This window comes from Virgisporangium aliadipatigenens (assembly GCF_016863615.1).
Lineage (GTDB): Bacteria > Actinomycetota > Actinomycetes > Mycobacteriales > Micromonosporaceae > Virgisporangium > Virgisporangium aliadipatigenens.
The window spans coordinates 99339-125299 of the sequence record NZ_BOPF01000035.1; the positions used below are offsets into that span (position 1 = coordinate 99339).

At 71.5% G+C, this 25961-nt stretch carries 22 protein-coding genes and 2 pseudogenes; 15 read left to right on the top strand and 9 right to left on the bottom strand.

Annotated elements, in window-relative coordinates; genetic code table 11:
• Positions 1-11 precede the first annotated feature (11 nt).
• Complete coding sequence (locus Val02_RS36245; protein WP_203903823.1) at positions 12-503, top strand: hypothetical protein; 492 nt, start codon at positions 12-14, stop codon at positions 501-503.
• Positions 504-617: 114 nt separating this feature from the next.
• Positions 618-1430: a tetratricopeptide repeat protein gene (locus Val02_RS36250; RefSeq protein ID WP_203903824.1), complete on the top strand. Its 813-nt coding sequence runs from the start codon at positions 618-620 to the stop codon at positions 1428-1430.
• A 241-nt stretch (positions 1431-1671) separates the two neighbouring features.
• Here Val02_RS36250 and Val02_RS36255 read toward each other — a convergent pair whose 3' ends face one another.
• Positions 1672-2241 carry an RNA polymerase sigma factor gene (locus tag Val02_RS36255; protein WP_239153605.1) on the bottom strand — a complete coding sequence of 190 codons (570 nt, stop codon included), beginning with the start codon at positions 2239-2241 and terminating at the stop codon, positions 1672-1674.
• 54 nt (positions 2242-2295) lie between these two features.
• On the opposite strand from Val02_RS36255, the gene Val02_RS36260 reads away from it, so the two are divergent.
• On the top strand, positions 2296-3714 hold the full coding sequence (locus Val02_RS36260) for a serine/threonine-protein kinase (protein ID WP_203903826.1): 1419 nt from the start codon (positions 2296-2298) through the stop codon (positions 3712-3714).
• Between the two features lie 11 nt (positions 3715-3725).
• Here Val02_RS36260 and Val02_RS36265 read toward each other — a convergent pair whose 3' ends face one another.
• The gene (locus Val02_RS36265) at positions 3726-4280 is read right to left on the bottom strand and encodes a hypothetical protein (protein WP_203903827.1); all 555 of its coding nucleotides are present in this window, start codon (positions 4278-4280) and stop codon (positions 3726-3728) included.
• A gap of 180 nt (positions 4281-4460) precedes the next feature.
• Between Val02_RS36265 and Val02_RS36270 the strand changes: the two genes are divergently transcribed.
• The 3 genes from Val02_RS36270 (at position 4461) to Val02_RS36280 (ending at position 5689) form a co-directional block, all read left to right on the top strand.
• On the top strand, positions 4461-4949 hold the full coding sequence (locus Val02_RS36270) for a hypothetical protein (RefSeq protein WP_203903828.1): 489 nt from the start codon (positions 4461-4463) through the stop codon (positions 4947-4949).
• A gap of 143 nt (positions 4950-5092) precedes the next feature.
• Complete coding sequence (locus tag Val02_RS48355) at positions 5093-5218, top strand: hypothetical protein (RefSeq protein WP_275415643.1); 126 nt, start codon at positions 5093-5095, stop codon at positions 5216-5218.
• A gap of 198 nt (positions 5219-5416) precedes the next feature.
• Positions 5417-5689, top strand: a complete 273-nt coding sequence (locus Val02_RS36280) for a DUF2795 domain-containing protein (RefSeq protein ID WP_203903829.1) — start codon at positions 5417-5419, stop codon at positions 5687-5689.
• A 172-nt stretch (positions 5690-5861) separates the two neighbouring features.
• Here Val02_RS36280 and Val02_RS36285 read toward each other — a convergent pair whose 3' ends face one another.
• A complete protein-coding gene (locus Val02_RS36285; RefSeq protein WP_239153606.1) occupies positions 5862-6326 on the bottom strand; it encodes a MarR family winged helix-turn-helix transcriptional regulator in 465 nt (154 codons plus the stop codon).
• A 79-nt stretch (positions 6327-6405) separates the two neighbouring features.
• On the opposite strand from Val02_RS36285, the gene Val02_RS36290 reads away from it, so the two are divergent.
• The 4 genes from Val02_RS36290 to Val02_RS36305 all read left to right on the top strand — a co-directional run bounded on the left by Val02_RS36290 (position 6406) and on the right by Val02_RS36305 (position 10622).
• Positions 6406-7437: an LLM class flavin-dependent oxidoreductase gene (locus Val02_RS36290; protein WP_203903830.1), complete on the top strand. Its 1032-nt coding sequence runs from the start codon at positions 6406-6408 to the stop codon at positions 7435-7437.
• Between the two features lie 3 nt (positions 7438-7440).
• Positions 7441-8118, top strand: a complete 678-nt coding sequence (locus tag Val02_RS36295; RefSeq protein ID WP_203903831.1) for an NADPH-dependent F420 reductase — start codon at positions 7441-7443, stop codon at positions 8116-8118.
• 180 nt (positions 8119-8298) lie between these two features.
• Entirely contained in the window at positions 8299-8631 is a 333-nt protein-coding gene (locus tag Val02_RS36300; protein ID WP_203903832.1) for a PadR family transcriptional regulator, read from the top strand.
• The gene (locus Val02_RS36305) at positions 8628-10622 is read left to right on the top strand and encodes a hypothetical protein (RefSeq protein WP_203903833.1); all 1995 of its coding nucleotides are present in this window, start codon (positions 8628-8630) and stop codon (positions 10620-10622) included. Before Val02_RS36300 ends, Val02_RS36305 begins: the two co-directional genes overlap by 4 nt.
• Before the next feature lie 210 nt (positions 10623-10832).
• Here Val02_RS36305 and Val02_RS36310 read toward each other — a convergent pair whose 3' ends face one another.
• The 5 genes and pseudogenes from Val02_RS36310 to Val02_RS36325 form a co-directional block, all read right to left on the bottom strand.
• Positions 10833-12308: an FAD-dependent monooxygenase gene (locus Val02_RS36310; RefSeq protein ID WP_203903834.1), complete on the bottom strand. Its 1476-nt coding sequence runs from the start codon at positions 12306-12308 to the stop codon at positions 10833-10835.
• A gap of 138 nt (positions 12309-12446) precedes the next feature.
• A complete protein-coding gene (locus Val02_RS36315) occupies positions 12447-15662 on the bottom strand; it encodes an ATP-binding protein (RefSeq protein ID WP_203903835.1) in 3216 nt (1071 codons plus the stop codon).
• A gap of 314 nt (positions 15663-15976) precedes the next feature.
• Positions 15977-16219 (bottom strand): annotated as a pseudogene (locus Val02_RS48360) (ROK family protein); the annotation flags it as partial.
• A gap of 107 nt (positions 16220-16326) precedes the next feature.
• Positions 16327-17016: pseudogene (locus tag Val02_RS48365) on the bottom strand (ROK family protein); the annotation flags it as partial.
• Between the two features lie 37 nt (positions 17017-17053).
• Positions 17054-19342: a fibronectin type III domain-containing protein gene (locus Val02_RS36325; protein ID WP_203903836.1), complete on the bottom strand. Its 2289-nt coding sequence runs from the start codon at positions 19340-19342 to the stop codon at positions 17054-17056.
• Between the two features lie 132 nt (positions 19343-19474).
• Here Val02_RS36325 and Val02_RS36330 point away from each other — a divergent pair, with 132 nt between their 5' ends.
• The 4 genes from Val02_RS36330 to Val02_RS36345 are packed head-to-tail and all read left to right on the top strand — an operon-like array spanning position 19475 to position 24064.
• The gene (locus Val02_RS36330) at positions 19475-20350 is read left to right on the top strand and encodes a carbohydrate ABC transporter permease (protein WP_203903837.1); all 876 of its coding nucleotides are present in this window, start codon (positions 19475-19477) and stop codon (positions 20348-20350) included.
• Positions 20351-20362: 12 nt separating this feature from the next.
• Complete coding sequence (locus Val02_RS36335) at positions 20363-21226, top strand: carbohydrate ABC transporter permease (RefSeq protein ID WP_203903838.1); 864 nt, start codon at positions 20363-20365, stop codon at positions 21224-21226.
• A 25-nt stretch (positions 21227-21251) separates the two neighbouring features.
• Positions 21252-22562 carry an ABC transporter substrate-binding protein gene (locus tag Val02_RS36340; RefSeq protein WP_203903839.1) on the top strand — a complete coding sequence of 437 codons (1311 nt, stop codon included), beginning with the start codon at positions 21252-21254 and terminating at the stop codon, positions 22560-22562.
• An 8-nt stretch (positions 22563-22570) separates the two neighbouring features.
• Positions 22571-24064, top strand: a complete 1494-nt coding sequence (locus Val02_RS36345; protein WP_203903840.1) for a glycoside hydrolase family 36 protein — start codon at positions 22571-22573, stop codon at positions 24062-24064.
• Between the two features lie 64 nt (positions 24065-24128).
• Here the strand turns inward: Val02_RS36345 and Val02_RS36350 are convergent, their stop codons facing one another.
• Positions 24129-25280, bottom strand: a complete 1152-nt coding sequence (locus Val02_RS36350) for an FAD-dependent monooxygenase (protein ID WP_203903841.1) — start codon at positions 25278-25280, stop codon at positions 24129-24131.
• Positions 25281-25388: 108 nt separating this feature from the next.
• Here Val02_RS36350 and Val02_RS36355 point away from each other — a divergent pair.
• A partial coding sequence (locus tag Val02_RS36355) for a TetR/AcrR family transcriptional regulator (protein WP_203903842.1) occupies positions 25389-25961 on the top strand: 573 nt, incomplete at its 3' end.

The window sequence follows — 25961 nt, forward strand, 5'->3', positions numbered from 1 at the left end:
GCAGGGAGTGGGTGTCGACGCTGGCCCGCATCAATAACCGGCTGCGGGAACGGGTCCGCCAGCTCGTCGAAGGCCGCGGCCCCGCAACCGAGCGCCGCGCTGCCGCCCCGCCATGCGGGCTTCTCCGGCTCGCCGGCGGATGCCGGCACGTCGACTCGGATTTGCGGCTCGGGCACGAAACACTGGCGAAAAGTGCAGTGATCGGTGGCTCGGCCGCGGCGCCCCCGCGCACCTGCGGAAGGATCTGGCCGGTGGACGACGCTCTCCTGGCAAAGTTCCGTTCGTATCGGCGTGGTTTCCATCGACTCAGCGATGACGCCCACGGCATCACGTACCACCACAGTGGCGCTCCGCTCATGATGTACAACGGCGTGCTGCGGAACGCGGGCGGCACGACGATCGACGCCGCATTCTCCGCCGCCCGGACAGCCCGCCGAGGACCGGCGACGAGCTCTTGGCGGACGGTGCCACAGCGGGCCAACACTCTCGGTCATGATGCCTGAGCTGGGCAGTAATGCTGTCCCGGCCCGGCCAGAAACCCCCCAACCACTTCGCCCGGGGCCGCACGCGCACATATCGGCGTCCTCGTCGCGTGGCCGCGAGTTCAGGGAGGATCAATGAGTTTCGCGAACGACGTGCGTGCGGCGTTTCGACGCGGCGACAACGAAGGCGTGTCCCGGTCGGCGAACGCGGAGGTGCGACGGGCCCGCGCCGCCGGTGATCCGGCCGGTGAGGTCGAGGCGCTCTATGCACTGGCCCGCGTCGCCATCCGCGGCGGTGAGCTGCTTCGCGCGCAGGAACTGGCGACGGCGGCGCTGGCGGTCGCGACGCGTGCCGGGGACCGGCGGCTGGAAGAGCGACCGCGTCACGTGCTCGCGGCCGTGGCCCGGCTTAGTGGTGATTACGCCCGCGCTCGCGATCTGTATCTCGCCAGCATCGCGCTGAACGAGACGCTGGGACAGCGGGAGACGGTCAACGCCGAGTACCACAACCTCGCGTTCATGGAACTACATCTGGGAAATATTGACCGGGCACGGGAACTGTTCGCGGACAGTCGGGCGCGAGTGTTCCGGGAGGGATACCGGTCGTTCGTTCCGTATCTGGGTGTGGCCGCCGCCGCGTTGGCCTCGGCCGAGCACGACCATCCGCGGGCCGCTCGAATGGTGGGTTTCACGGCGCGCGCTTTCAACGCCATGGGACAGGTTCCGGACCCCGACGACGCGCTCGAACTGTCCCACGTGCGCAACGCCGCCGTCGCGGCGCTGGGCGAGACCCGCTTCGACTCCGAGTACGCCCGGGGCGCGGCGATGTCGGCGGAGCAGGCCGTCGGACCACGTGAATCGCATCTCGCGGACACCCGAAGGGCGGTCGCGGAGCGTTCACGCGAAGATCGGGAAGGCGACGGGGGCGCGGGTCGGGAAGGCCTGTGACGGTGTTGTCGCCGGGTCCGTAGACCGCTGGGCGACCTTGCCGAAGAGGCCGAACACGTTTGGTATGCCGAGACTGGACGCCCGACGATCCCGGTGCTGCGCCCCGAAGGACGGGTCACCGTCGTCGACGACGGCGCGATCATCCAGGAAAGCTGCGACGGGCAAGGTTCAACTCTGCTCGGAAGTCGGTCACCAGTGCTTCCGCGAGGGCGTTCCAGGCGGCCGGTCGGCTATGGCACCGTCAGGTCGAGTGGAGCGATGCCCGCACGCGCTGGCGGGCGGCGTGGATACGCGATTTCAGCGTGCCGTTCGGGATGCCGAGGTGGTGCGCGATTTCCTCGTAGTCGAGCTGGCACACATCGCGCAGGAGGAGCGGGGTGACCAGTTCAGGTCGTTCGGCGCTCAACTCTTCCAGTGCCTCCATGAAGTCCAACCGTGAGCCCACGATCACGCTGGTGGTGCGCGGGTCGGCGATATCGATCTGCGGGGGATGGCCGGGTTGCTCCATCGATCGCCGCTTCAACGACCGGTACGTCTGTCGGGCGCAGTTGGCGACGACCACGTACAGCCACGTCGTGAACTTCGACCGGCCGCCGAAGGTGTGGATCTGGGTCGCGACCTGTAGCAGGGTGTCCTGGCACGCTTCCTCTGCGTCCTGCAGGCAGGGCAGCAGGCGCAGGCAGCGATGCAACACCTGGGGACGGATTCGGCGAAGCAGGACGTCCAGGGCGGCTCGGTCGCCCGCCGCGGCGTGCCGCGCCACGTCGTCGATGCTGGCTTCGTCGCCCGCGAAGGTCGGATCGTATGGCACCAGGTCACCGCACCCTCCGGTCCGGGGACCTTTCGAACGTTGATAATGGCGACCGTGCCACATCCCGAGCAGATCGGCCGGTACCGCATCGTACAGCGGGTCGGCACCGGCGCGTTCGCGACCGTCTGGCTCGGCGCTGATGACACCTTGGACGCGCAGGTGGCGATCAAGGTGCTCGCCGACAACTGGGCGCACCATCCGGACGTCCGTGCGCGGTTCATGCAGGAGGCCCGCATCATGCGCCGGGCCGATTCGCCGCGGATAGCCAGGATCCTCGATATCGACGAGCTACCGGACGGGCGTCCGTACCTGGTCATGCCGTACGCCCCCGGCGGCACTCTTGCCGACCGGCTGGCCGACGGGCCGCTGCCGGTGCAGCAGGCGTTGGCGGTCGGCGCCGAGATCGCCGAGGCGGTCGCCGACCTGCACCGGATCGGCGTGCTGCACCGCGACCTCAAGCCGTCCAACGTCCTGTTCGACCGGGTCGCGGGCGAGGACCGCGTCGTGGTTACCGATCTGGGGCTCGCGAAGTCGCTTGCACACGCGTCGGGCTTCACCGTGGTGGCCGGCACACCGGCCTACATGTCGCCCGAGCAGGCCCAGTTGGGTGGCGCCCTGGATGAGCGCTCAGACGTGTACGCGATCGGCGCGATCCTGTTCCACATGCTGACCGGAGAGGTTCCGCCGGCACGGACCGGCAACGGCCGGCCGCAGCGGCCCTCCCGCTTCCGGCCCGGCATCCCGGCCGCCGTCGACAACGTCGTCGTACGGGCCGGGCAGGCCGATCCGGACAGCCGCTGGCCGTCGGCGGCGGCGCTCGCCGAAGCGCTGCGTGCGCTGAAGGAATCCGATTCGCCGTCTCCGCGCCGCCGGTCGCGCCGTGCCTGGGTGATGGCCGTGGCGGCCGGCTTGGTGCTGGCGGGGACCGCCGGGGGTGGAGTCGTGTTCTGGCAGAACCACGGCACGACGGTGCGGGTCAGTGATGCGACGGGTGGCCTGTCCGTCGCGGTACCGGCCGCTTGGGCCGGCCAGCTACGAGACGCCGGGTGGGATCCCGCGGTGATCGGTCTGCCTGCCGGCCATGCGCCGGGACTTGTTGTGTCGTCCCGCCTGTCGGCCTGGTCCGACCCGCGTAGTGCGGTGCCGGGCGTGTTCGTCGGGGCGAGTCGCTCGCTGGCCGGTGGCACAGTGGCCCCCACCCTGCCCGAGCATCCGGAGTGCGCCAGGGAGCCGGACCGCACCGTGACGGTGGCCGGAGTGCCGGCGCGGGTCCGTCGTTGGGTCCGCTGCGGCGGCACGGCAACCGCGTTCGACGAGGTGACGTTCGAGCCGGCGCAGCGCGGGTTCGGCGTATACGTGCAGCTACGCCAGGTCGATGCTAAGGACCGCACCGATGCGGTCCTGGGCAGCCTGCGCATCGCCGATTCGTTGGCGCCGCAGGCCGCCGCGCCGGCCGTGCATATACAGCCCTAGTCGTTCGTGGACTACGTCGCAGACGTGATACCGGCATTCGAGATGCGAAAGCCCTTACCCCCGGCGACGACGCAGGTGACGCCCGTGCTGGCCGAGTCGCAGCGGAACGGGCCGACGGCGACCGCCTTGCCGTATTCGAGGGTGACCGTGCTCTCGCCCGAGTTTCCGAGGCACTGATCACCGTTGCAAACCTGGTACGCGCCGGTGGCATCCATGGACACCGAACCGGCGGGCTTCTCCGTCTGGCAGTGTGCGTGGGTCAAGCCTTGGAACTGGTAGTACACCTCGCAGACGATATTTTTCGACGGCGACTGGAAATGGCCGCCGGAAGCCGGCATCGGCACGATTTCCGCGCCGTTCCCCGCATTCCCGCCGCCGATGGATGCGTTGGAACCGGGCTGGGAACTGCCGCTCGTAGTGGGAGCGCCGGGTGAGGCGCTGACCGGGGTGCTGGCCGCCGGCGAGGCACCGGCCGGGGCCGCCCGGCCCGACTCGTGCGCCACCGACGAGCAGGCGGTGAGCAGCAGAAGGCAGCTCGCCGCACCGGTCAACCAGGTCCTGCGCATGGGTTTCTCCTCAGCGTTGCTTCTTTGTTGGTCGACATGTGTGATGCTCCGCCACCGGGGTCAGTTCGTGAATTCAGGTAACGAAATGGTAACGGTCGGCGCGGGCGCTCCCGACGTGAATCGGCCTCGGCCGCTGAAGGGAATCGCACCCCGATACTGAGCAGATACGTGGAGTGCGCGATGGAGTTTCCCGAACTGGTCGCGTTCCTGCGCGCCGAGCTCGACCGGCGCGCGGACGGGTTCCTTTTCGCGGACTTCCCGCCGGGACTGCCGCCGCAGCAGATTCCCGCCGACCTGCCAGCGGGGCTCCGCGCCGCGTTCGAGGTGACGAACGGCGCCACCGCTGGTGTCCTCACCATGATCAAGGTATCCGGGCTGGAGAAGGCGCAGTCGGTGTACCGGGACGTCGCCGAGTTTGTCGATGAACCGTCCCGGTGGCTGACGGTGGGCGCGCAACTACGAACCCGTGGTGCAGAACCGCGACACCGGCGCGCTGTGGTGGTTCCCGACACCGGCGTCGCGTGGTACGAAAGCGACCGCTTCGAAGAGCTGGCTCCCGACGTGGCCACCTTGTTCACCGACATTGTGTTTACCGAGCGCTACCTGGAGCTGGCCCCCGAGCCCGGCGAGTGGTACGACCTCCTCGGTGACTTGGGCCTGCGTACCTGAGGGAACGCGACCATCACGGTCACCCACGATGAACTCCTTGCCCGCTGGGGCACCGATGGGCTCGTCCACTTTCCGCTGGACCGCTTCGACGACGTGCTGGGCACTCTGGGCGCGCCGCGTTCCCGCCCGAGGGCGCCATAGCGGTGGACGTGCCGCTGCCGGGTGCGCGGGCCCGCGCCGAACGGGCGGCGGAACTGCGGCGGCAACTGACTACTGCGGACGCCGCCGCCGAGCCCGAGCCGTGGTGGTCGCTGGCGTTCCGGCAGTAGACATTGCTCACGCCACGGCGTCGGCAGCACGTTCGACCTCGACGCCGCGATGCCGCGGTCGAGGACCGAGCTGTTCGGGCTCGCAGGCGCACCGGCGTGGCATGGTGGACGCGCTGCGCACCGTGTCCGAGGAAGCCCGTCGTCGACCGTGGCGGGTGCCGCATGTTCGGGGCCACCGTCGCTGGGTAGCTGCGCGTCATGACCACTGTTGACGAAGTACTGCGGTACCTCGACGGGCTGGACTATCCGGCGACCAGGGACGAGATCGTCCAGGAGGCCGAGCGCGAGGGCGCGCCGAACGAGGTGCTCAAGGCGTTGCGCGGCATGCCGCCTGTCGACTACCGCAACAAGGACGAGGTGGTCCGCTCGGCGAAGACGGACATCGCCCAGGAGACTCCGGCCGAGAAGGCCGCCAAGGCACGGGACAAGAAGCACCAGCGGGTGGCGGAATACCTGCGCGATACGACCTGACGCAGCAGATCGGATGCGCACTGAGTCCAAGGCGTCAGGGGTGATCGCCGCGTTCCCTTGACCGGATCCGTCTGCAGCATTCGCGACGGGTACATCGGCAGCCGTGGTCCGGCTCGCGCCGAGGCCGCACCGCGACCGTGTCCATGCGGTGTGGTGGTCGGGTCGCGGGTCGTCAGTCGGTCCGCGTGAGCCGGTTGCGTAGGGCGGCGGCGATTTCGGCGGCCGCGGCGATTTGATGCGGCGTGAGGGCGTCGACGAAGACCTCTTTCACGGCGCTCAGGTGTGGGACGGTCGCAGCCTGGAAGGCGTCGCGGCCGGCCGGTTCCAGGACGATCTCGGCGCCCCGGCTGTCGGTCGCGCACTCGTCGCGGCGGACCAGGTGGCGTCGTTGCATGCGTCCGAGATGGTGCGACAGGCGGCTGCGTTCCCAGCCGATCTGTTCGGCGAGTTCAGTGGGGCGGAGCCTGGTGTCCTCGGCCTCGCTCAGTGCGAGCAGTACGGCGTAGTCGCCGAAGGACAGACCGGCGTCGTGGTGCAGGCGGCTGGCGAGCACGGCGCGCAGCAGTTCGGTGGTCTCGATGAACTCACGCCAGGCCCGTAGCTCGTCGCGGGTCGGCAGCTTTCGGGATCTCGGCATAACCGCCCACCCTCCAGTGTTTGACATGTCAATCATATGGTTCATAGTTGACCCGTCAACGTTCACGGAAGGCAGCACGATGACCGACCTGCTTCTGGGCCTCGACACCTTCGGCGACGTGCCGGTCGACGACGGCGGTACGCCCCTGTCGCACGCCGGGGCGATCCGCCAGGTTCTCGACGAGGCGGTCCTCGCCGACGAACTGGGCGTTGACGTGATCGCGCTCGGTGAGCACCACCGCCCGGAGTATTCGATCTCCACCCCGGAGACCGTGCTGGCCGGGATCGCCACCCGCACCAGCCGCATCAAACTCGCCTCCGGCGTCACCGTGCTCAGCTCCGACGATCCGGTGCGCGTCTTCCAGCGCTTCGCGACCGTCGACGCGCTGTCCAACGGCCGTGCCGAAGTGATCCTGGGCCGCGGATCGTTCACCGAATCGTTCCCGCTGTTCGGCTACGACCTGAGCGACTACGACACCCTCTTCGAGGAGAAACTCGAGCTGTTCGTCCAACTGCTCGACGAAGGGCCGGTCACCTGGGAGGGCACCACCCGGGCCGCGCTGCACGGGGCCGACGTGTTCCCGAAGACCGAGTCCGGGCGGCTGCCCGCCTGGGTCGGCGTTGGCGGCTCCCCGCAGTCGGTCGTGCGAACCGCCCGCCACGGACTGCCGCTCATGCTGGCCATCATCGGCGGCGACCCCGCGCGGTTCGCCCCGTACGTGGACCTCTACCGGCGCGCCGCCGACCAACTCGGGACCACCGCGCTGCCGGTCGGCATGCACTCGCCCGGTTTCATCGCCGACACCGACGAAGAGGCGAAGGAACTGCACTACCCGGCGTACAAGATCCAGATGGACCGGATCGGTGCTCTGCGCGGATGGCCCCCGATGCGCCGGGCGAGCTACGAGGCAGAGGTCGCCGAAGGCTCCCTGTACGTCGGTTCACCGACGACCGTGGCACGCAAGATCGCCGCTGCGGCGAAGACGCTCGACGTCGGCCGCTTCGACCTCATCTACACCGCCGGACCGCAGCGGGCCGACGCCCGCACCCGCGCCGTAGAACTGTTCGGCTCCAAGGTGGCACCCATGGTGCGCGACATGATGGCGAGCTGAGCGATGCGAACCGTCGGCATCCTCGGCGGCGGCAAGGTCGGCACCGTCCTGGCACGACTAGGCGTCGCCGCCGGCTATGACGTCCTGGTGGCCGGCTCGGGCGACCCGTCGAAGATCGCCCTCATCGTCGGCGTCCTTGCCCCTGGCGCCACCGCGGTGACGGCGGTCGAGGCCGTCGAACGGGCCGACATCGTGATCCTGGCCCTCCCGCTGGGCAAGTACCGCACCGTGCCCGCCGAGGCGCTGCGCGGCAAACTCGTCATCGACGCGATGAACTACTGGTGGGAGGTCGACGGGATCCGTGCGGACCTGACCGACCCGAGTACCTCCTCCAGCGAGATCGTGCAGGCGTTCCTGCCCGGGGCGCGGGTCGTCAAAGCGTTCAACCACATGGGTTACCACGACCTTGAGGCCGAAGCCCGAGGCCCGGGAACGGCCGGACGTAAGGCGATCGCCATCGCCGGAGACGACGCCGAGGACGTCGAAGCGGTTGCTGCATTCGTCGACGCGCTCGGCTTCGACCCTGTCGTCGCCGGGCCGCTCGCCGCGGGTGTGCGCATGCAACCCGGAACGGAAATGTTCGGCGCGAACACCGACGCCGCGCAAGTCCGCGCAATGCTCGACCGCTTCTCCACCGCCGAGCCCGGCCCGGGCGGGCCGCATGTGGCTCCTGGGCGATGACCTACGTCGAGGTCGAGTACAGACGGCTGCCCCGTCGTGGGATCCAACGCGCGGGCGCGGGCAGGGACCGGCGCACGGCGAGGTGATCGGCCCACGGGGGCGACTGTCGGCGCGCCGTGCTGAAATCAGCTCAATGAGCAGCGCTTTCAGCCGATTGGGGACCCTATGTAGAATGGCTACATGCCATCCGACATCAGGGTCACGGTTCCCGTGGCGAAGGTGCTCGCCGCGTTCCTCACCGAGCCCGTCGAGCCCCGCTACGGGCTCGACCTCATGCAGGTCACCGGCCACCCCAGTGGCACTCTCTACCCGATTCTCAAGCGGCTCCAGCGGGCCGGCTGGCTCAGCGCCGAGTGGGAGGCGCTCGACGCCGCCGCGGCCGGCCGTCCACCCCGCCGGTACTACCTGCTCACCCCGCACGGCGTCGCGGCGGCCCGCCGGGAGATCGCCGGGCTCAACCGTTCGCTGTCGCCGGGCACCGGCCTCGACGTCGCCCGGCCGGAGCCGGCATGAACACCGTCGACTCCCTCGTCGCCGCCCTGCTGCGCCTGGCCGCCCGCCGCTGGCCGGCCGACCTGCGCGACGAGGTCGCCCATGAGTGGTGGGCCGAGGTCACCGCGATGCGCACCGACCCGGCGACCGGGAGAGTGCGCTCGGCCGTCCGGGCCCTCCGGTTCGCCGTCAGCCTGCTCGCGTCCCCTCCCGTGGAGGACGAGCACGGCGTCCCGCGGGGCTGGCGGGAGACCGTTCCCGGAGTCGGCGCCGTGGCCCGCGCCGTGACGTTGGTGGTGGTCGCCACCGCGTCCGCCTACTACCTGGCCCAACTGGCCGTGTCGCTGGTCGCGGCGCCGTTCGGCGCCGTCGGCGGGGGCGAGCTTCGCTTCGCCGCCGTCGGGTGGCTGACCCTGCCGGCCGGCCTGGCGGTGGGGTGGCTGGTGGGCCGGCTGGCACCGCCGCGCGGGCCCGACGGCACCCGGCTCGGCCCCGGCGGCACGATCGCGGTGGCCCTCGCCGGTGGTGCGCTGGTCCACTGCTGGTCGGCCCTACGCGCCGTGTCGAGCGGCCTCTTCACCGACCCGCTCCCGGTGGTCGCCGGCGTCGGTCTCTCGCTCCTGATCTGGGCGCCCGTCGTGGCCGGCACCATGCGCGCAGTCGACCGGCGCGTGACGACCGGGCGGGAACGGCTCGCGGTCGGCGACGCCGCGACGGGGATCACCGCCGCTGTGTACCTGGGCACCGTCGCGGCGACCCTCCCGCCGACCCTGGCCGCCGGCGACAGCCCCTTCTCCGCGCTGGCCTGGGCGCCCCGGGTGCTGTTCGGGCTCGACGCGTTCGCCGACCCGCGGATCAGCGCCGACGTGCACAACGCCGCCGCGGGCGCGCCGCCGCTGCTGCTGGCCCTGTCGGCCGTGGTGGTCGCGTTCGGCCACGGCACCCGGCGGGCCGTGCCGCACCGCGCCCGGAGGCCGGTCGTGGTGCCCGACGGCGCGGGCGTCGCGCTGCCGGCCTTGGTACGCGCGGCGGCACTGCTCCTCGTGCTGCTCGGGGTCGGCGCGTGGGCCTGGACTCTCGGCGTGCTCACCCCCGACATGGCGCACGTGATGGAGCGCGGCGCACCCGTGCCCGGCGGCGACAACGAGTTGTACATGTGGACCGACGAGTTGCGCTGGGCCGCCATCGCCGTCACCGCGCTCGCCCTGCTGGTCGCCGCCGCCGCGGCCCCGGCCGCCCCCGTCGGCGCGGTTGTGGTCATCGCGGCGCTGTTGGGCGTCGACGCGGCCGTGTACCGAATGCACCGGGCCGTCGACCCACGTCCGCTGCTGGCCGTCGGGCTGCTCGTGGTGCTCGTCGGGTGGCTGCTGGCCGGGGCCGGACGTTCCCGGGTCGACCCCGCGGTGACGCGCCGCCGGCTGCGGGTGGTAGCCGTCACCGCGGCGGTGGGCGGGCCGCTGCTCGCCATCCAGGGAACCCCCGTGGAGAACCACCCCTACCTGTTGCCCAGTGTCGGCTGGACGCAGGCGGCGGCGATGGCCGGATTCGCCGCGCTGGCGGTCGTCGCCGCACTCGCCGCCCGGCCCCGCCCGGCGCCCGGATACGTGGCGGTGGCGGCCCTGATGGTGCCGGTGACGGTGCTCGGCGGGCTCGGCGTCGCGAGCGGGTCGGGCCTCGACGTGACCGGCTGGGGGGTGATCCTCAGCGGCCCGATGCTGCTGCTGGTGCTGGGCCTCGCGCTGCCGCGCCCGCGCCGCCGCGCGGCTCTGTGGTGGGGGCTCGGCGCCGTGGCGGCCCTGCCTGCCTCGATCGTCGTTCTGGTGGTGGGGCTGGTCGTCAGCAGTGTGGTCAGCAGCGCGCTATGGGGGCTCACCGGCACCGGCGGGTGGGCCGACGGGCTGCCCGCGGTGCCGGGCGGCGTGCTGGCGGCGCTGCTCGTCGCGACGCTCGCCACCCGGCTCGGCCCGCCGGCCTCGCCGGCGCTGGCCCCGCCGGACCCCGTGCCGGCCTGATGCGGGGCGGCCCCGGTCCACAGTGGACCGGGGCCGCCGCTGGTGCGGGGCCGGGGGCGGTGCGTCGTACTCCTCGGACGACTCCAGCGCCAACGCCGACGGAACCACGTCCAACTCGGTTGGCACCAGCACCGGCAACGGCAACCACTCCCGGGCCGCCGGTGGTCGGCACGGCCGCCGTGGCCGAGCAGCCCATCCGCGCCGCACTGACTATCGGACCCCGGCGGTGAACCACCGGTTCATCGCTTCGGTGAACGACGGCACGTCACCGCCGGCCCACGCGACGATGCCGTCCGGCCGGATCAGCACGGCGTCGAAGCCCAGGTCGTCCTCGGCCGGGCCGCTGACGTACCGGACGCGGTCGTGCCAGGTTGTGGCCGCGTCCCGCAGGGAACCGGCGAAATCGAGGATCACGCCCTTCCCGTCCGCCATGAGTTCGGCCAGCGAGGTGCCGTCGGCCAGCCGGAAGGCCGGCGCGTTGCGGCCGACGAGCGGCTGGTCACTGCCGAGGTCGTAGCGCATGGACAGCCCGGAGAGCCGGTCGTAGATGTAGGTCGCCACGTCCGGGGTCCGGATCAGCTCCCGGATCACCCCCTGAACCGCCTGCGCGAGCGGGCCCGGCTGCATGATCGCCACCTGGGCGCGGGTCCAGTCGAGCACCTGCGCGGCGATCGGGTGCCGTTCCTCGGTGTACGTGTCCAGCAGTCCGGCCGGCGCCTGCCCGTGGATCGTCGCGGCCAGCTTCCAGCCGAGGTTCAGGGCGTCGCCGATGCCGAGGTTGAGCCCCTGCCCGCCGAGCGGGGGGTGGATGTGCGCGGCGTCTCCGGCCAGCAACACCCGCCCGCGCCGGTACGTCGTCGCCTGCCGCGCCCGGTCGGTGAACGTGGACGCCGCCCGGACGCCGGTCAGCGTCACGTCGGTGCCGGTCACCCGGCGCAGCACCTCCTGCAGGTGCTCGAGCGTCAACTCCTGGGAGCGGTCGAAGGCTCCGCCGTCGAAGTCGTTCATACCGACGTGTCCCTCATATTGGGTCCGCAGGTACATGCCCCAGGGCGTCAGATGGAACCCAAAGCGCACCTTCTGCGGGTCGTCCATGGTGACGTGCGTTGTGTAGCCGGTGAAGGTCGGATCGGTGCCCTCGAAATCGATACCCGCCGCGACGCGTACGGTGCTGCGCCCGCCGTCGCAGCCGACGACCCAGCGGGCCACGTACTCGTCCGCGCCGGCCCGGACCACGACGTGGTCGTCGTGCGGCTCGAGGCCGGAGACCTCGACACCGCGGCGGACGGTGGCCCCGAGCTTGGCGGCACGCTCGCCCAGCACCGACTCGACCGCCGCGAGACTGGTGACGACGCGTTCCGGGGCCGAACTGGGCAGCTGGAAGGGCAGCCTGCCGACGTCGATGGCGTCAGGGTCGACCAGGATGCCCGCGAAGTGAAGCGTGCGCGGCAGGACCACCTTCTCGCCGGAGCCCGACGCGGTAAGGATGTCGGCCAGCAATCCCCGGCGGTAGAACACCTCGGCCGACAGGTCCCACAGCGTCCGCATCCCCAGCGGCAACGACTTCGACGGGGCGTCCGGATCCGGTTCCCGCTCCAGCACCTGGACGCTGCAACCGGCCCCGGCCAGCTCTCCGGCAAGGAACAGGCCGACCGGCCCGCCACCAACGATCAGCACGTCATCCACGACACAGATCCCCTCATTCGTACGGCGGATCCAGACTCGCGTCAACGCCTGTCACGGGACGCACGCGGCGCTCGCGCGGGACCGTGCCCCGGGCCGGGCCCGGTGAGCGGCGTGTGCGTGTCGTGTGAGAGGTGCGGGCTACGACCCCGGGTCGCCGAGCCGGCTCACGGTGTCCCGGTCCAGCGCCCGACCTTCCGCGTACGCCTCCGCGAACTCCTCCCGGCCCAGCTCGGCCCGCACCTGACCGGCGAGTTCGCGGATCAGCGGATCGGTGTCGTCGTCGGTTCCACGCAGCCCGGCGGCCGCGCCGAGCAGAACCGCCGACTCCTCCGGCCGTCCGCGCGCGGCGGCCAGCTCCGCCGCGTGCACCGTCACCGCCGACAGCAGCGGCAGGTCCCCGCTCCGCCGGGCCGCCGCGAAGGCCCCGCTCAACGCCGTCGCCGCACCGGCACCGTCGCCCAGGCGCAGGCACAGGCCGGCCCGGGCACATCCGGCCAGCGCGCGCACCATGTCACCGGGGGGCGCCGTCACGCCGGAGCGTCCCGGCGGCACTGTGTCGAGCAGTTCCGCGGCCCGGGACAGCTCGCCGCGCCGGACCCGGATGCCCGCCTCGCGCACGTCGAGCACGGCCAGCGTCCAGCTCGAGGCCACCCGCGCGGCTCGGGCCCGGGCCGCCTCGATGGTCGCGATGGCCCGGTCGGTGTCGCCACTGCGCAGATGCAGCTCGATCCACCGCAGGTCGACGTTCATCCGGTCGCCCAGCGTCGGCGATCCGAACCTCGCAGCCAGTGACCGGGACTCGCGCAGGTCGGCCAGTGCGCCGTCGAGGTCGTCGTACAGACGCAGCTGCGCCCGCAGCGACAACGCGCAGGCCTGGCTCCACCGGTCGCCCGCCCGCCGGAAGCAGTCCAGGGCCGCCTCCACGTCGCTGCGCATCTGACCGATCCGGCTGACGTTCTCGAGGAACTGTGCGCGTAGCAGGTAGGCGTAGCCGCACAGCCATACGTCGTCGCCGGCGGTCAGCTCGTCGACGACCTCCGTCACCGCCTTCTCGTCGAGGAGGAAGGCCAGCGGCAGCAGAACCAGCGCGGCTTGCGGGCCCGGCACCGCCGGTCCGGCGAGCAGCCGTTCGCTCAGCTCTCGGATCGCCCGGTGGTCCTCGCCGGCCGGCACGCTCGGCGGCCGTGACCAGATGCCGGCCTGGCTGAACAGGTGGACAACGCGGGCGCGGTCGGGGGCCGGCCCGCCCGGCGTCGCCAGCGCCTCGCCCAGCCAGTACGTGGCGTCGGAGCGCCGGCCGGACATCTGCCAGTACCAGCTCAGCGCCAGAGCCAGCCCGACCGCGCCGGTGCTGTCGCCGGTCGCGCAGAGGTGGCGCAGGGCGGCCTGCAGGTTGTCGTACTCGGCCCCGATGACCTCCATGGCCGCCAGCTGACCGGGGCCGCGCAGGCCCGCGTCCTGGCCGGCGACCAGCTCGGTGAAATGGCCGGCGGCCCGGTCCCGGACGGCGGCGAGGTCGCCGCCGGCCGCGAGGCGTCCGGCGCCGTACTCGCGGATGGTGTCCAGCATGCGATAACGGCCCGGTGCCGGTCCCAGCTGCAGCAATGACCGCTCGACGAGGCCCGCGAGCAGGTCGGGGACGGCACCGGCGGGTATCGACGAGCCGGCGCACACCGCCGTGGCCGAGGCACGGGTGACGCCGCCGGGCAGCACCGAGATCCGCTCGGCCAGCGTGCGCTCGTCCTGGGTCAGCAGGTCCCAGCTCCACGCGATGACCGCGCTCAGCGAGCGATGCCGGGGCAGCGCGGTGCGGTTGCCGGTGGTGAGCAACCGGAACCGGTCGGTCAGCCCGTCGGCCAGTTCCGGCAGGGAGAGGGTACGCAGCCGCGCGGCGGCCAGTTCGAGCGCCAGCGGCATCCCGTCCAGGTCGCACACCACCCGCCTGATGTCCGGCCAGGTGGCCGGTTCGACGTCGAATCCCGGCCGTACCGCGGCCGCGCGCTCGGTGAACAGGCGCACCGACGGCACCGCCCGGGCCCGGCCCAGGTCGAGGTCACCGGTCGGCAGCGCGAGCGGACCCAGCGGCACCAGGGCCTCTCCGTCGACCGCCAGCGGTTCGCGGCTCGTCGCCACCACCCGCAGCCCGGAGCAGCGGGTCAGCAGGGCCGTGAGCAGGTGGGAGGCGGCATCGGCGAGGTGCTCGCAGTTGTCGACGACCAGCAGGATCTCCCGGCCGCCGAGCTGGTCGACGAGGACGTCGACGTCGCCGGCACCGCGATCCTCACGGCGGTCGAGCAGGTTCCCGGACCGCGATCCGATACCCGCGAGCACCGCCGCGCCGATCTTGGCCGGTTCGGTGATCGAGGCGAGATCGATCAGCCACGCACCGTCGTGGAAGTCCCGCTGGTGGCGGCGGGCGGCCTCGACGGCGAGGCGGGTCTTGCCGGCGCCACCGGGACCGAGCACGGTGATCAGGCGGCCGGTCCGCAGGCGTGCGGCGATCCGGGCGAGCTCGTCGTCGCGGCCGATGAAACTGGTCAGCGGCGCCGGCAGGTTGCCCGGTCCGAGCCGCTCGGCCGGAGTGGCCGCCACCGGGGCGGACGGCTGCGCGCGGAGCAGTCCCAGGTGACGGTCACGCAGCAGGGAACCGGGGTCGGCGCCCAACGCCTCGGCCAGGGTGCCGCGGAAGCGCTCGTACACGGCCAAGGCCTCGGCCGTGCGGCCCTGGGCGGCGAACGCGTCCATGAGCAGCGCGACCGCCCGCTCGTGGACCGGCTGCCCGGCCAGCAGGGCGGTCAGGCGGGCGGCAGCCGCGTCGGCGTGCCCGACCGCGATCTCGGCCTCGGCCAGATCGGTGACGGCGTCCACCGACGCATGGGCCAGCCGGGCCGACACCGCCGGGGCCACCGCGGCCAGCAGCGCCGGCTCGGCACCGGGACGGAGCCCGGGCAGCGTGAGCGCCGCACCCAGCGCGTCCACCGCGGCCCGCGGGTCGCCGGCGTGCAGGGACTCGCGGCCGGCGGCGGCCTGCTGTTCGAACCGCAGCACGTCGACGTCGACGTCCCGGACGGCCAGCCGGTACCCGTCGGCCACCTGCGTGACCGCGTCGGTCGAGCCGAGGACCTTCCGCAGCCGCCACACCAGCGTCTGCAGAGCGTGCACGGGCTCGGCCGGGGGTTCGGCGCCCCAGATCGCTTCGGCCAGGACGCCCGCGCCGACGGTCCGACCGCCGGCCAGCGCCAGCCGGGCGGCCAGGCGCCGCAACCGCGTACCGGGAACGCTCACGGCCTCGCCACCACGGGAGACCGCGAACCCGCCCAGAAGGTCGACGCGCAGCCGCGCAGCCTCGTCCATCCCTCGATCATTCCGCGCGACCGCCCGCGTCCCCCAACCGAGCGCCCCGGTTGCCGGAAACCACTAGTCGACGAACAGCGGAGCGGCGGCGCGCCGCAATGTGGATCCAGCCAGGCCGCCAGGTTGCCCTCGAGCGCGCGTCACCGGGCAATGAGTGCCCGGCCATCACGGCGGATCGACGCGGGTCAGTCGCGGCGGGGCGCCACCGGGGCGCTCAGGCCGGCCGTGAAGAGCCGGTGGTCGACCTCGTTCAGGGCGAAGCGCAGTGCGCCCAGCGCCACGCTGTCCGCCCCGAGGGTCGACGCGCGCACGTCCGGCACCCGCAGGCAGAGCTTCTCCAGCTCGCGGCGCAGCCGGTCGAGCACCAGGTCGGCCGAGCGGGAGAAGCCGCCGCCGAAGACCACCAGTTGCGGGTCGAGCGTGAGCACCAGCGCGGCCGTGCCGACCGCGAGGTCCTTGACGTAGCGGCCGACCGCCGCGCGGGCCTCGCGGTTGCCGTCGCGGGCGGCGCTGAAGACCCAGGCCGCGGCGGCGTCCGGGTCGACCGTGTCGGGCACGCCGGGGCAGCGTTCCAGGTGCTGGGGGCGTTCAGCCAGCGGACCGGCTTGAGGGCGCCGATCTCGCCGGCCGCGCCGCCGTAGCCGCGCCGCAGCCGGCCGTCGATGATGAGGCCGGCGCCCATGCGCATGCCGGCGAGCAGGAAGACGATGTCGTCGGCGTCGCGGGCGGCGCCCCGCCAGCGTTCGGCGAGGGCGGCGAGCTTGCAGTCGTTCTCGACGACGACGGGACAGGTGAACCGGTCGCTGAGGTGGGCGGCGAGGTCGACCGTGCGCCAGCCGGGCAGCGGCGTGAAGAGGGTGGTCCGGCCGGTCGCGTCGACCGGACCGGTCACGCCGACGCCCACGGCCCAGATGTCCGTTGCGGTCTTGCCCGCCTCGTTCAGGCATTTCGCGAGAACGCGGTCCAGCGCCGCAAGCCTCTTACGCGGCTGCGCGTCGGCGGCGACCGCGCAGCGGGCGGTGTGCACCACGTTGCCGTCGAGGTCGGCCAGGAGCACCAGTATCTTGTGCCCGCCCACGTCGACGCCGATGACGTGCCCCGCCCCGGCCCGGAACCGGTACCGCCGCGCCGGCCGGCCGACGACGCTGCTGCCGTCGGGCTCCACGACGGTGGCCCAACCACCGGAGACGAGCCCCTGCGCGATGACGTCGACGGCCGGCCGGGAGAGGCCGGTCAGCTTGGCCAGCTCGGTGACGGTGGCCGGCTGCTGCTCGCGGAGCGCCCGCACCACCGTCAACGAGTTGAGTTCGCGCAGCCGCGACAGGTCGGTGCCACCGAGGACCGGATCCGCCACGCTGCGCCTCCCGAGTTCTGCTACGGAGTTTACGAAGTTACCGGAAACTTACGCTGTCGATGGTGATCGCACTGTTCCCCCCGAACCAGAAGCCCATGGCGAGCTGTCCGGGAGCGGCGCGGTCGATGCCGTTCGCGGCCATCGGGATGCGGATCTCCTGGTATCCGGTGGTCAGCACGGGGCGGCCGCCGCCGTCCAGTACGTAGTCGGCGAAGAGCTTCGTGGTGCCGCCGAGGCCGAGGCTGAAGTGGGACTGCTCGCCGCCGACGGAGCCTTTGACGCGGATGACCAGATGCGTGTACGAGGAGACGGAGATGGGCACGTCGCTGCCGAGCCAGCCGCCGTTGGCGTACCGCAGCGTGAGCGCGCCGCCGGAGACGACGCCGTTGCCGCCGCCGTTGGTGAAGCCGTTGCCGCCGGTCCACGCGCCGAGGTCGTTTCGTGCGGCGGCCGGATACGGAGGCGTTCCGTCGAAGTCGTCGAGCAGGCGCCCCGCGGCACCGGGGGTCGAGACGGAGAGCGGGGTGGACGCGGGCGACGCGTTGCCCGCCGCGTCCACGGCCTGCACCGCGTAGGTGTAGGAGGTGCCGGCGGTGAGCCCGGTGTCCACATAGGACGGTGTGCTGGTCGTGGCGACCTGGGTCCCGCCCCGCAGCACGCGGTAGCCGGTCACGCCGACGTTGTCCGTGGCGGCGTTCCAGGACAGGGAGATGCTGGTCGAGGTCTGCGCCGGGGAGGCGAGACCGGTCGGGGCCGACGGGGCGGTGGTGTCCCCGCCCGTGCCGACGCCGATGGCGCCGAGGCCGAGCCAGCCGTCGGCGTGCTGGGTGGTGTTGCCGAAGCGGAGCTTCTTGGCGGCCGGGCTGAGCGCCTCCAACGGATTCTTCACGCGCATGACGAGCTGGTAGGAGCCGGCGGCCACGCCGGTGAGGCTGACGTTCGACTGGAAGTACTGCGGGTGGCCGAAATCGCGGTAGGTGGGGTCGGCGCCGACGCCCCACTCGGGGAACGCCCGGATCCGCAACGGCTGCACGGACCTGAGGTCCCACGGCGTGTCCCAGGTGCGCACGACGGCGCCGGTGGAGTCCTTGAGCCCGAGCGCGACCGTCCACGGGTAGTAGAACGGGGCGACGCCGTTGTTGACGAGCTTCACGCCGACGGTGGCGTTGCCGGTGACGCTGTTCTGGTAGTAGGCGTTGGTGGCCGTGAGGTCGTAGCCCATCAGTCGCACGGCGGCGGCGACGTTCGGGTCCGAGGCGGCGTAGTTCTGGCTGCCCTGGTTGATTTTCCAGGTGGTGTGTTCGAGTTCGATGCAGGCCTTCAGGTTGTCGACCTGGCCGGAGCCGCCGGGCCAGGAGGCGAACGCCGAAGCCTGGATCTCGGGCCGCACCTCGCCGCCCATCGACGAGGTGATCCATTTGTTCTCGGTGCCGGTGGCGAGGGCCCGGGTCAGCTGGGAGTAGCTCGCGCCGCCGAGCGACTGCGGCAGCGTGACGCCCTGCAGCGGCGAGCCCTCGCGGTAGCAGAACGAGTCGTCGTGATAGCCGATGTCGCGGGTGTTCGCGGCGCCGCCGGCCGAGTCGGGGTAACGGATCTCGAGCTTCGTCGTGTCGAACGCCTCGTCGAACGCCCGCACGATCCGCGCGCCGTTGGCGTCGGTCGGCATCAGGTTCGGATAGCTGTCGGAGCCGGTGTCCGTGTCGAACGGCCACGTGTGCCACTCGCCCCACAGCCCCACGATGCCCAGGTGGATGAAGCCGATGCGCGGGTCCCCGTCGTAGCGCGCACCGAGCGCGGCGATGAACGCCGACACCGCGTCGAGCAGGTAAGGGCTGTCGTAGTCCGGTGAGACGGTGCCCCAGTACGTGTTGTCGCGGTAGGCGACGTGCCCGTCGAAGCAGTGCGGGACGGCATTTCCGGGATGGCTGCCGGTGCCGCCCGGGTACTCCAGGTAGAAGCGGATGGCCGCCTGGTTGCCGTACGAGGCGGTCTCGTTCAGCGCACTGTCCACGATGGACCAGTCGTACGCCGTGCAGTTCGTCGCGCTGGTCATCACCTCGGAGAGGCCGAAGTAGCTCCAGGCGAGGGAGCGCGGGTAGCCGGTGTTCTGGTTCTCGCCGGCGTTGTAGAAGCGGCCGAAGCCCTTGAGCGGGTTGTCCAGGGGGCTGGGTGCGGCGGTCAGCGGATGGTCCGTCAGGGACGGGGCCGGTGTGCCGGGCGGGGCCGGCCGGGGCGGCGGTCCGGCGGGCGCGGCCGCGGCGCTTCCGGGAACGGCACCCGCGAGAAGCAGGCAGAGGGCGGCGACGGCCGCGAGGCGTCTGCGCATGGTTCCTCCGAAGGGAGTCGGCGGGCCTCCCCGTGGGGGCTAGATACGAGGAGGTGTTGACAAAGTTTCCATGAGCTTCATCATTATTAGCGGCCGCACGTCCTCCGGCACAAGATGAGATGAGGCTCGGTCGTGACGAGAAGCAGCGACGACCGGCGGGTCGCCTGGGTGTTCCTGCTGCCCGTGCTCGTCGGGTTCACGGTGTTCTACCTGTATCCGACCGCCCGCGGGATCTGGTACTCCGTCACGGACTACAGCCTGCTCAACACGCCGACGTTCGTCGGCGCCGACAACTACGCCGACCTCGCCGGCGACCCGCAGTTCTGGCGGTCGCTGCGGGTCACCGCCTACTACGTCGTCCTCAACATCGGCTCGCAGGCCGTTCTCGCGCTCGGGCTCGCGGCGCTCATGCACCGGCTGACCCGTTCGGTCGTGGTGCGGGCGATGCTGCTCGTGCCGTGGCTCGTCCCGAACGTCACCGTCGCCCTGCTCTGGATGTGGCTGCTCGACGCCAACCTGGGGCTGGTCAACCATCTGCTGTCCGGGGCGGGGCTGGGCCGGCAGGGGTTCCTCACCTCGCCGGTGTGGGCCATGCCGTCCGTCGCGCTCGTCAACACCTGGGCGTACACGGGCTACACGGCGCTGCTGCTCTACGCCGGCATGCTGCAGATCCCGGCGCACCTGTACGAGAGCGCCGCGCTCGACGGGGCTGGGGAGCTGCGGATGTTCCGGCTCATCACGCTGCCGCTGCTGCGGCCGGTGCTGGCGCTGGTGCTCGTGGTGTCGCTGATCGGCTCGTTCCAGATCTTCGACACCGTCGCGGTCACCACCCTCGGCAATCCCGCGGGGGCCACCCGCGTCGTCTACCTCTACATCTACGAGCAGGCGTTCCGGTACTTCCACATGGGATACGCCGCCGCCGCGGCCATGGTGCTCGTGGTGATTCTCGGCCTGCTGACCGCCGTGCAGCTGCGACTGCTGCGCGCCTCCCGCTCCGACCTCGCCTGAGGAGGCGACGCCATGTCCAGGATCGCGGCGTGGTGCACGCTCGGCGTGTTCCTCGTGCTCACGATCGTGCCGTTCTACTGGATGGTCCGCACCGCGATGACCCCCGCCGCGGACCTCTACACCGACAGCACCGGGCTGTTTCCCGACCATCCCACGACCGTCAACTTCCGGCGCGTCCTCGGGCTGGTGGACGCGGAGACCGCGCGGGCGGCCGGCGGCTCCGGGGCGCGGATCGACTTCCTGCGCTACACGCTCAACTCGATCGTCTACTGTGGACTGATCGCGGTCGGGCAGACGTTCTTCTGCGCGATGGCCGGATACGCCTTCGCCCGCCTGCGTTTCCCCGGCCGGGACGCGCTGTTCGGGGTCATCGTCGCGGCGCTGATGGTGCCGCCCATCTTCACGCTGCTGCCCAACTTCACGCTCGTGAAGGACCTCGGCCTCATCGACACCTTCGCCGGCATGGTCGCGCCGTCGTTCCTGATGACGCCGTTCGCGGTCTTCTTCCTCCGGCAGTTCTTCCTCTCCGTCCCGGTCGAGGTGGAGGAGGCGGCCGTCATCGACGGGGCCGGTCGCTGGCGGATTTTCTGGAACGTCGTCGTGCCGATGAGCCGCGGCCCCCTCAGCACGATCGCCCTCACCACCACGGTGTGGGCCTGGAAGGACTTCCTGTGGCCGCTGCTCGTGGGCCGCGGGGAGCAGACCCGGCTGCTGACGGTGGCGCTCGGCGTCTTCCGCCAGCAGTCGCCGAACACCCAACCGGACTGGACCGGGCTGATGGCCGCCTCCACGCTCTCCGTCCTACCCGTCCTGATCCTGCTCGTCGTCCTCGGTAGACGACTCGTGCAGTCGCTCAACTTCACCGGCATCAAGTAGCTCGGCATCCGGAAAGGCCACCGCCATGAGAAGAGCCCTCGCGGTCCTCGCCCTCCTCCTACCGCTGGCCGCCTGCACGGCCGAACCCGCCGACGGCAAGGTCACGCTCAACTACTGGCTCTGGGACGACAAGCAGCTGCCGTCGTATCAGACCTGCGCCGACGAGTTCACCAAGGCCAACCCGAACGTCGCGATCAAGTTCACGCAGACCGCGTGGAGCCAGTACTGGCAGAACCTCACCACCCAGCTCGCCAGCGGCGGCGCACCCGACGTGTGGACCGACCACGCCTCGTACTATCCGCAGTTCGTCTCCAGTAACCAGATCCTCGACATCCAGCCGTTCGTCGAACGCGACGGGGTCGACCTGGGCGTGTACCAGGCCGGGCTCGCCGACCTGTTCGTCAAGGACGGCAAGCGCTACGGCCTGCCGAAGGACTGGGACACGATGGCGCTGGTGTACAACACCGCGCTCGTCAAGGACACCACGGGACTCGACGCACTCACGTGGAACCCCGTCGACGGCGGCACGTTCGAGCGGGCGATCGCGGCATCCACTGTGGACAGTCAGGGGCGCACCGGCCTGGATCCCGCGTTCGACAAGGCGAACGTGAAGGTGTACGGCTTCCTCCCGGAGTGGGCCGACGGCTCCCAGGGCCAGAACGGCTGGGGCAACCTGGCTGTCGCCAACGGCTTCACGTTCCTGGACAAGAACCCCTGGGGCACCCGTTACCGCTACGACGATCCGAAGCTGGCGCAGACGATCGCGTGGTTCACGCACCTCATCGACGCCGGATACGCGCCGCGCTTCGACAAGCAGTCGACGCTCGGCCGCGACGCCGTCATGGACCAGGGCACGGGGGCGTTCACGTTCGCCGGTTCGTGGACGATCAGCTCCTACCTCGGCGCGAACGCCAAGCAGAAATACGCCTTCGCGCCGCTGCCCACCGGCCCGGCCGGCCGCAAGACGGCCATCAACGGGCTCTCCGACGCGATCTACGCGGGCACGAAGCATCCCGACGAGGCGTGGGCGTGGGTGAAGTTCCTCGGCTCGGCCGCCTGTCAGGACATCGTCGGCGGCAACGCGGTCGTCTTCCCCGCGGTGAGGTCCGGGGTGGAGAAGGCGCTCGCGGCGCACAAGGCCGCCGGGCGGGACGTGCACGTCTTCACCGACCAGGCGTCGGCACCGGGCGGAACGTTCTTCCTGCCGATCACCGACCACGGCAACGAGGTGAGCCAGATCGTGCAGGACGCGATCCAGGCCGTCGTGTTGGGACAGGCCGCCCCGGCGGGTGCGCTGAAGAAGGCAAACGACCAGGTGAACGCGCTCTTCAAGTAGGGAGAAACATGGCTCAGCTCGTGGAGGTCGGCGGACGCGTGTTCGCCGTCCAGCACTCCGGCGGCGGCACGCCGCGACCCACGGACGGCGGACTCCTGCTGCCGCCGGGCCGGGTGGCCGTGCTGCACGGACTCGGTGACGCGGAGTTCTACCGCAACGGGCAGAACTCGTGGAGCCCGTCCGGCTGGCGCCGGCTGAGCGAACCGCCGCTGCGGGTGCCCGACCCGCGGCGGCGGGTCACCGCCGACGACCCCGTGCACGACGACGCGAACCGGCACCACTCCTCGGCGGTGGCCGCGCTGCGCGGCGACGACGGCGGCACGCTCCTGCTGGGCGCGTTGGGCCCGGACACCCCGCGCCTCGCCGCCGACCACGACACGCTCGCCGGCTGGTACGCCGCGGGCGGCGCGGACTGGTTCCTCGCCCACGGGCCCGAGGACGAGGTGTTCGGCGCCTACACCGACGAACTGGCGCGGCGCTTCGGCCCCACCGGCCGCCGCGCCGGCAACGTCTGGTGCAGCTGGTACGCCTACTACGAGAACATCACCGAGGAGGTGCTGTACAAGGACATCGCGGACCTCTCCGGGCTGCCGTTCGACGTGGTGCAGGTCGACGACGGCTGGGCCGAACGGGTCGGCGACTGGCGGCCGAACGCGAAGTTCCCGAGCGGGATGCGTGCGCTCGCGGAGCGGATCGACGACGCGGGGTTCACGCCGGGGCTGTGGATCGCACCGTTCATCGCCCTGCCGCAGTCGAGGCTCGCCACCGAACATCCGCACCTGCTGCTGCGCGACGCCACGGGAGCGCCGGTGATCGCCGGCTACAACTGGGGCGGCCCGTACTTCGCGCTGGACCTGGCGCGCGCGGACGCGCGGGAGCACGTGGCCGAGCTGATCCGCACGGTGGTGCACGAGTGGGGGTTCCGCTATCTGAAGCTGGACTTCGTCAACGCCGCCGCCGCGTACCTGCCGGGGCGGCGGCGGGACGAGGCCTACCGCGACGGCCTGCGGCTGATCCGCGAGGTGGCCGGCGAGGACGTGTACCTGCTCGGTTCCGGCGCGATCCTGCTGCCCTCGCTCGGGATCCTCGACGGCCTGCGCAGCGGCCCGGACGTGGCGCCGATGTGGGACAACTACGCGACCGTGGACCCGTCCGACGCGACCGCCCGCAATGCGTTCGTCAACAGCCTCCACCGGCTGTGGTGGTCGCCGCTGGTGCAGGTCGACCCGGACGTCGTCTACTTCCGCAGCCGGCTCAACCTGCTCACCCCGCGGCAGCTCGGGTGGCTGCGGGATCTGGCGGACGTGTGCGGGTTCCGCGCGGTGTCGGACCCGCCGGGCTGGCTGACGCCGACCGAGCTGGACGAGCTGCGCACCTATCTCGAAGCGACGCCGGAGGTCCGCCGGCTCGGCCGGTACCGGTTCGCGGTCGACGGGCGGGAGGTGGACCTCGGGCCGGCTGTCGCGCCGGAACGGGGCGGCCAGGCCTATCCGATCTCCTGAACCGGCACAGATCCGCGTCGCGGGTGACGCTGACGGGAGCCGGGTGGGGGCGGTAGCGGGGCGATCAGCGGGTCGCGGTGGAGAGTTTCGGTGCGAACCTGTCGGCGAATACGCGTGCGAGAGCCCGGGTGGTGAGGTTGCGCGCGGCGAGTCCGCGTCCGGTGCGGGGGATGAGGAGCGCGGCGAGTGGCTTGATCTGCCGCACCTTGGGGTTGACCAGGCGCCGGTGGGTTGTCTCGTATTCGCGGAACGCGCGGGTGTGGTCGGTGGGGTTGGCGGCCAGTGCGCCGGCGAGAGTGTGGGCGCCGGCGACGGCGAGGGTGGAGCCGTCGCCGAAGATCGCGACACTGGACGCGGCGTCGCCGAGGAGGGCGACCCGGCCGCGGGACCAGGAGTCGATTCTGATCTGACTGAGGCGGTCGAAGTAGGGGTCGGGGTGCTGTCGGAGTGCGTCGACCAGTTCGGGAACGCGCCACCCGAGGCCTCGGTACGTGTCGGTCACGAGCTCGGTGTGGGCAACCTTGTCGCGGCGGTCCCGGCCGGGGGAGGCCGGTCCGTGGAAGACGAACATGGCCAGTCCTTCGACCTTGCCCGGGTGCAGGAGGGCGAGGCGGCCGGGGGCGTTGTAAACCACCATGTCATGCCGGTCGCGGACCGCGTCGAGCGGTACCGGAACGGTCGCGAGGTTGATGCCCAGATCCCGCGCGAACCGTTCTTCCGGGCCGAACTCCATGCGCCGGATGGTGGAGTGGATGCCGTCGGTGCCGATGACGAGGTCGAAGCGGCGGGGCGCGGCCTTGGCAAACGTGACATCGACCCCGGCCAGATCTTGAGTGAGGCTCACGACGGTATCGCCGAACAGGTATTCGGCGCTGTCCACCGCCGCTTCGAACATGATGGTGGCCAGGTCGGCTCGGGTGATCTCGATGTCCTGGCTCCCCTCCGGCGCGGTGGGCAGCCGGGCCATCGGCCGGCCGGCGAGGTCGAGCAGTGTCACGCCGGTAACCGCGGTGGCGGCCGCGCGTAGCCGTGGGAGAACACCCATCTGCTCGGCGACGTGGACGGCCGGGCCCTTGACGTCGATGGGATTGCCGCTGGAGCGCAGTGTTGCCGCCTGTTCGACCACGACGGGGCGCATTCCGTGCCGCGCCAGCCAGAAGGCGAGGGTGGGGCCGGCGACGCCGGCGCCGAGGATGAGTACGTCGCGAGGAGACATGCTCACGAAGGTAGTGGCAGCAGATGCCAAATTGCCATGTGTGCCGAATGGCAGTGAGTGCCATCACACAACGGGTGCCGCGATCGGTCAGGCCGGTACCCTTCGGTGATGTCCCTGCGCGAGGTCAAGCAGCTACGCACCCGGCAGGCGCTGGCCACAGCGGCAGCCGACCTGTTCCGGAGCAGAGGATTCGACGGCACCACTCTCGCCGACGTGGCCGCCGCCGCCGAAGTCGGCACGCGCACACTCTTCCGATACTTCGCCGGCAAGGAAGACCTGCTGTTCCCCGACCACGACGACCGGGTCGCCGCGGCGGTACGCACCATCGACGGCAGCGGACCGCCGGAGCGACCCGCTGAGGTGCTGCTCCGCGCCTTGGCGCAGGCGGAAAGCGACGAGGACGTCGCCAGTGGGCTCGCGGCGTTACGACTGCGGTTGATACGCGAGAACCCGACCGTTCGGGCACGGGCGCTCCAGCTGTACTCCGACGCCCAACTCGAGATCGCCCGCGCGCTGACGAAGGCCTTCCCGGAGCAGCTCGACACGGTGGGTGCCGCCGCGCTGACCGGAGCCTTCGCCGGAGCGGTCCAGGGTGCCCTCTGCGCACTCATCCAGGATCCGACGGACTTCAAAGACCCGGCGGCCTACCGGAACCTCATCGACACGGCGACCCGGACGGCG

Coding starts and splice junctions, on each gene's coding strand:
- Val02_RS36250 (WP_203903824.1), top strand. CDS start 618: ATGAGTTTCGCGAACGACGTGCGTGCGGCGTTTCGACGCGGCGACAAC.
- Val02_RS36265 (WP_203903827.1), bottom strand. CDS start 4,280: ATGCGCAGGACCTGGTTGACCGGTGCGGCGAGCTGCCTTCTGCTGCTC.
- Val02_RS36270 (WP_203903828.1), top strand. CDS start 4,461: ATGGAGTTTCCCGAACTGGTCGCGTTCCTGCGCGCCGAGCTCGACCGG.
- Val02_RS36280 (WP_203903829.1), top strand. CDS start 5,417: ATGACCACTGTTGACGAAGTACTGCGGTACCTCGACGGGCTGGACTAT.
- Val02_RS36285 (WP_239153606.1), bottom strand. CDS start 6,326: ATGCCGAGATCCCGAAAGCTGCCGACCCGCGACGAGCTACGGGCCTGG.
- Val02_RS36290 (WP_203903830.1), top strand. CDS start 6,406: ATGACCGACCTGCTTCTGGGCCTCGACACCTTCGGCGACGTGCCGGTC.
- Val02_RS36295 (WP_203903831.1), top strand. CDS start 7,441: ATGCGAACCGTCGGCATCCTCGGCGGCGGCAAGGTCGGCACCGTCCTG.
- Val02_RS36300 (WP_203903832.1), top strand. CDS start 8,299: ATGCCATCCGACATCAGGGTCACGGTTCCCGTGGCGAAGGTGCTCGCC.
- Val02_RS36305 (WP_203903833.1), top strand. CDS start 8,628: ATGAACACCGTCGACTCCCTCGTCGCCGCCCTGCTGCGCCTGGCCGCC.
- Val02_RS36315 (WP_203903835.1), bottom strand. CDS start 15,662: ATGGACGAGGCTGCGCGGCTGCGCGTCGACCTTCTGGGCGGGTTCGCG.
- Val02_RS36325 (WP_203903836.1), bottom strand. CDS start 19,342: ATGCGCAGACGCCTCGCGGCCGTCGCCGCCCTCTGCCTGCTTCTCGCG.
- Val02_RS36335 (WP_203903838.1), top strand. CDS start 20,363: ATGTCCAGGATCGCGGCGTGGTGCACGCTCGGCGTGTTCCTCGTGCTC.
- Val02_RS36340 (WP_203903839.1), top strand. CDS start 21,252: ATGAGAAGAGCCCTCGCGGTCCTCGCCCTCCTCCTACCGCTGGCCGCC.
- Val02_RS36345 (WP_203903840.1), top strand. CDS start 22,571: ATGGCTCAGCTCGTGGAGGTCGGCGGACGCGTGTTCGCCGTCCAGCAC.
- Val02_RS36350 (WP_203903841.1), bottom strand. CDS start 25,280: ATGTCTCCTCGCGACGTACTCATCCTCGGCGCCGGCGTCGCCGGCCCC.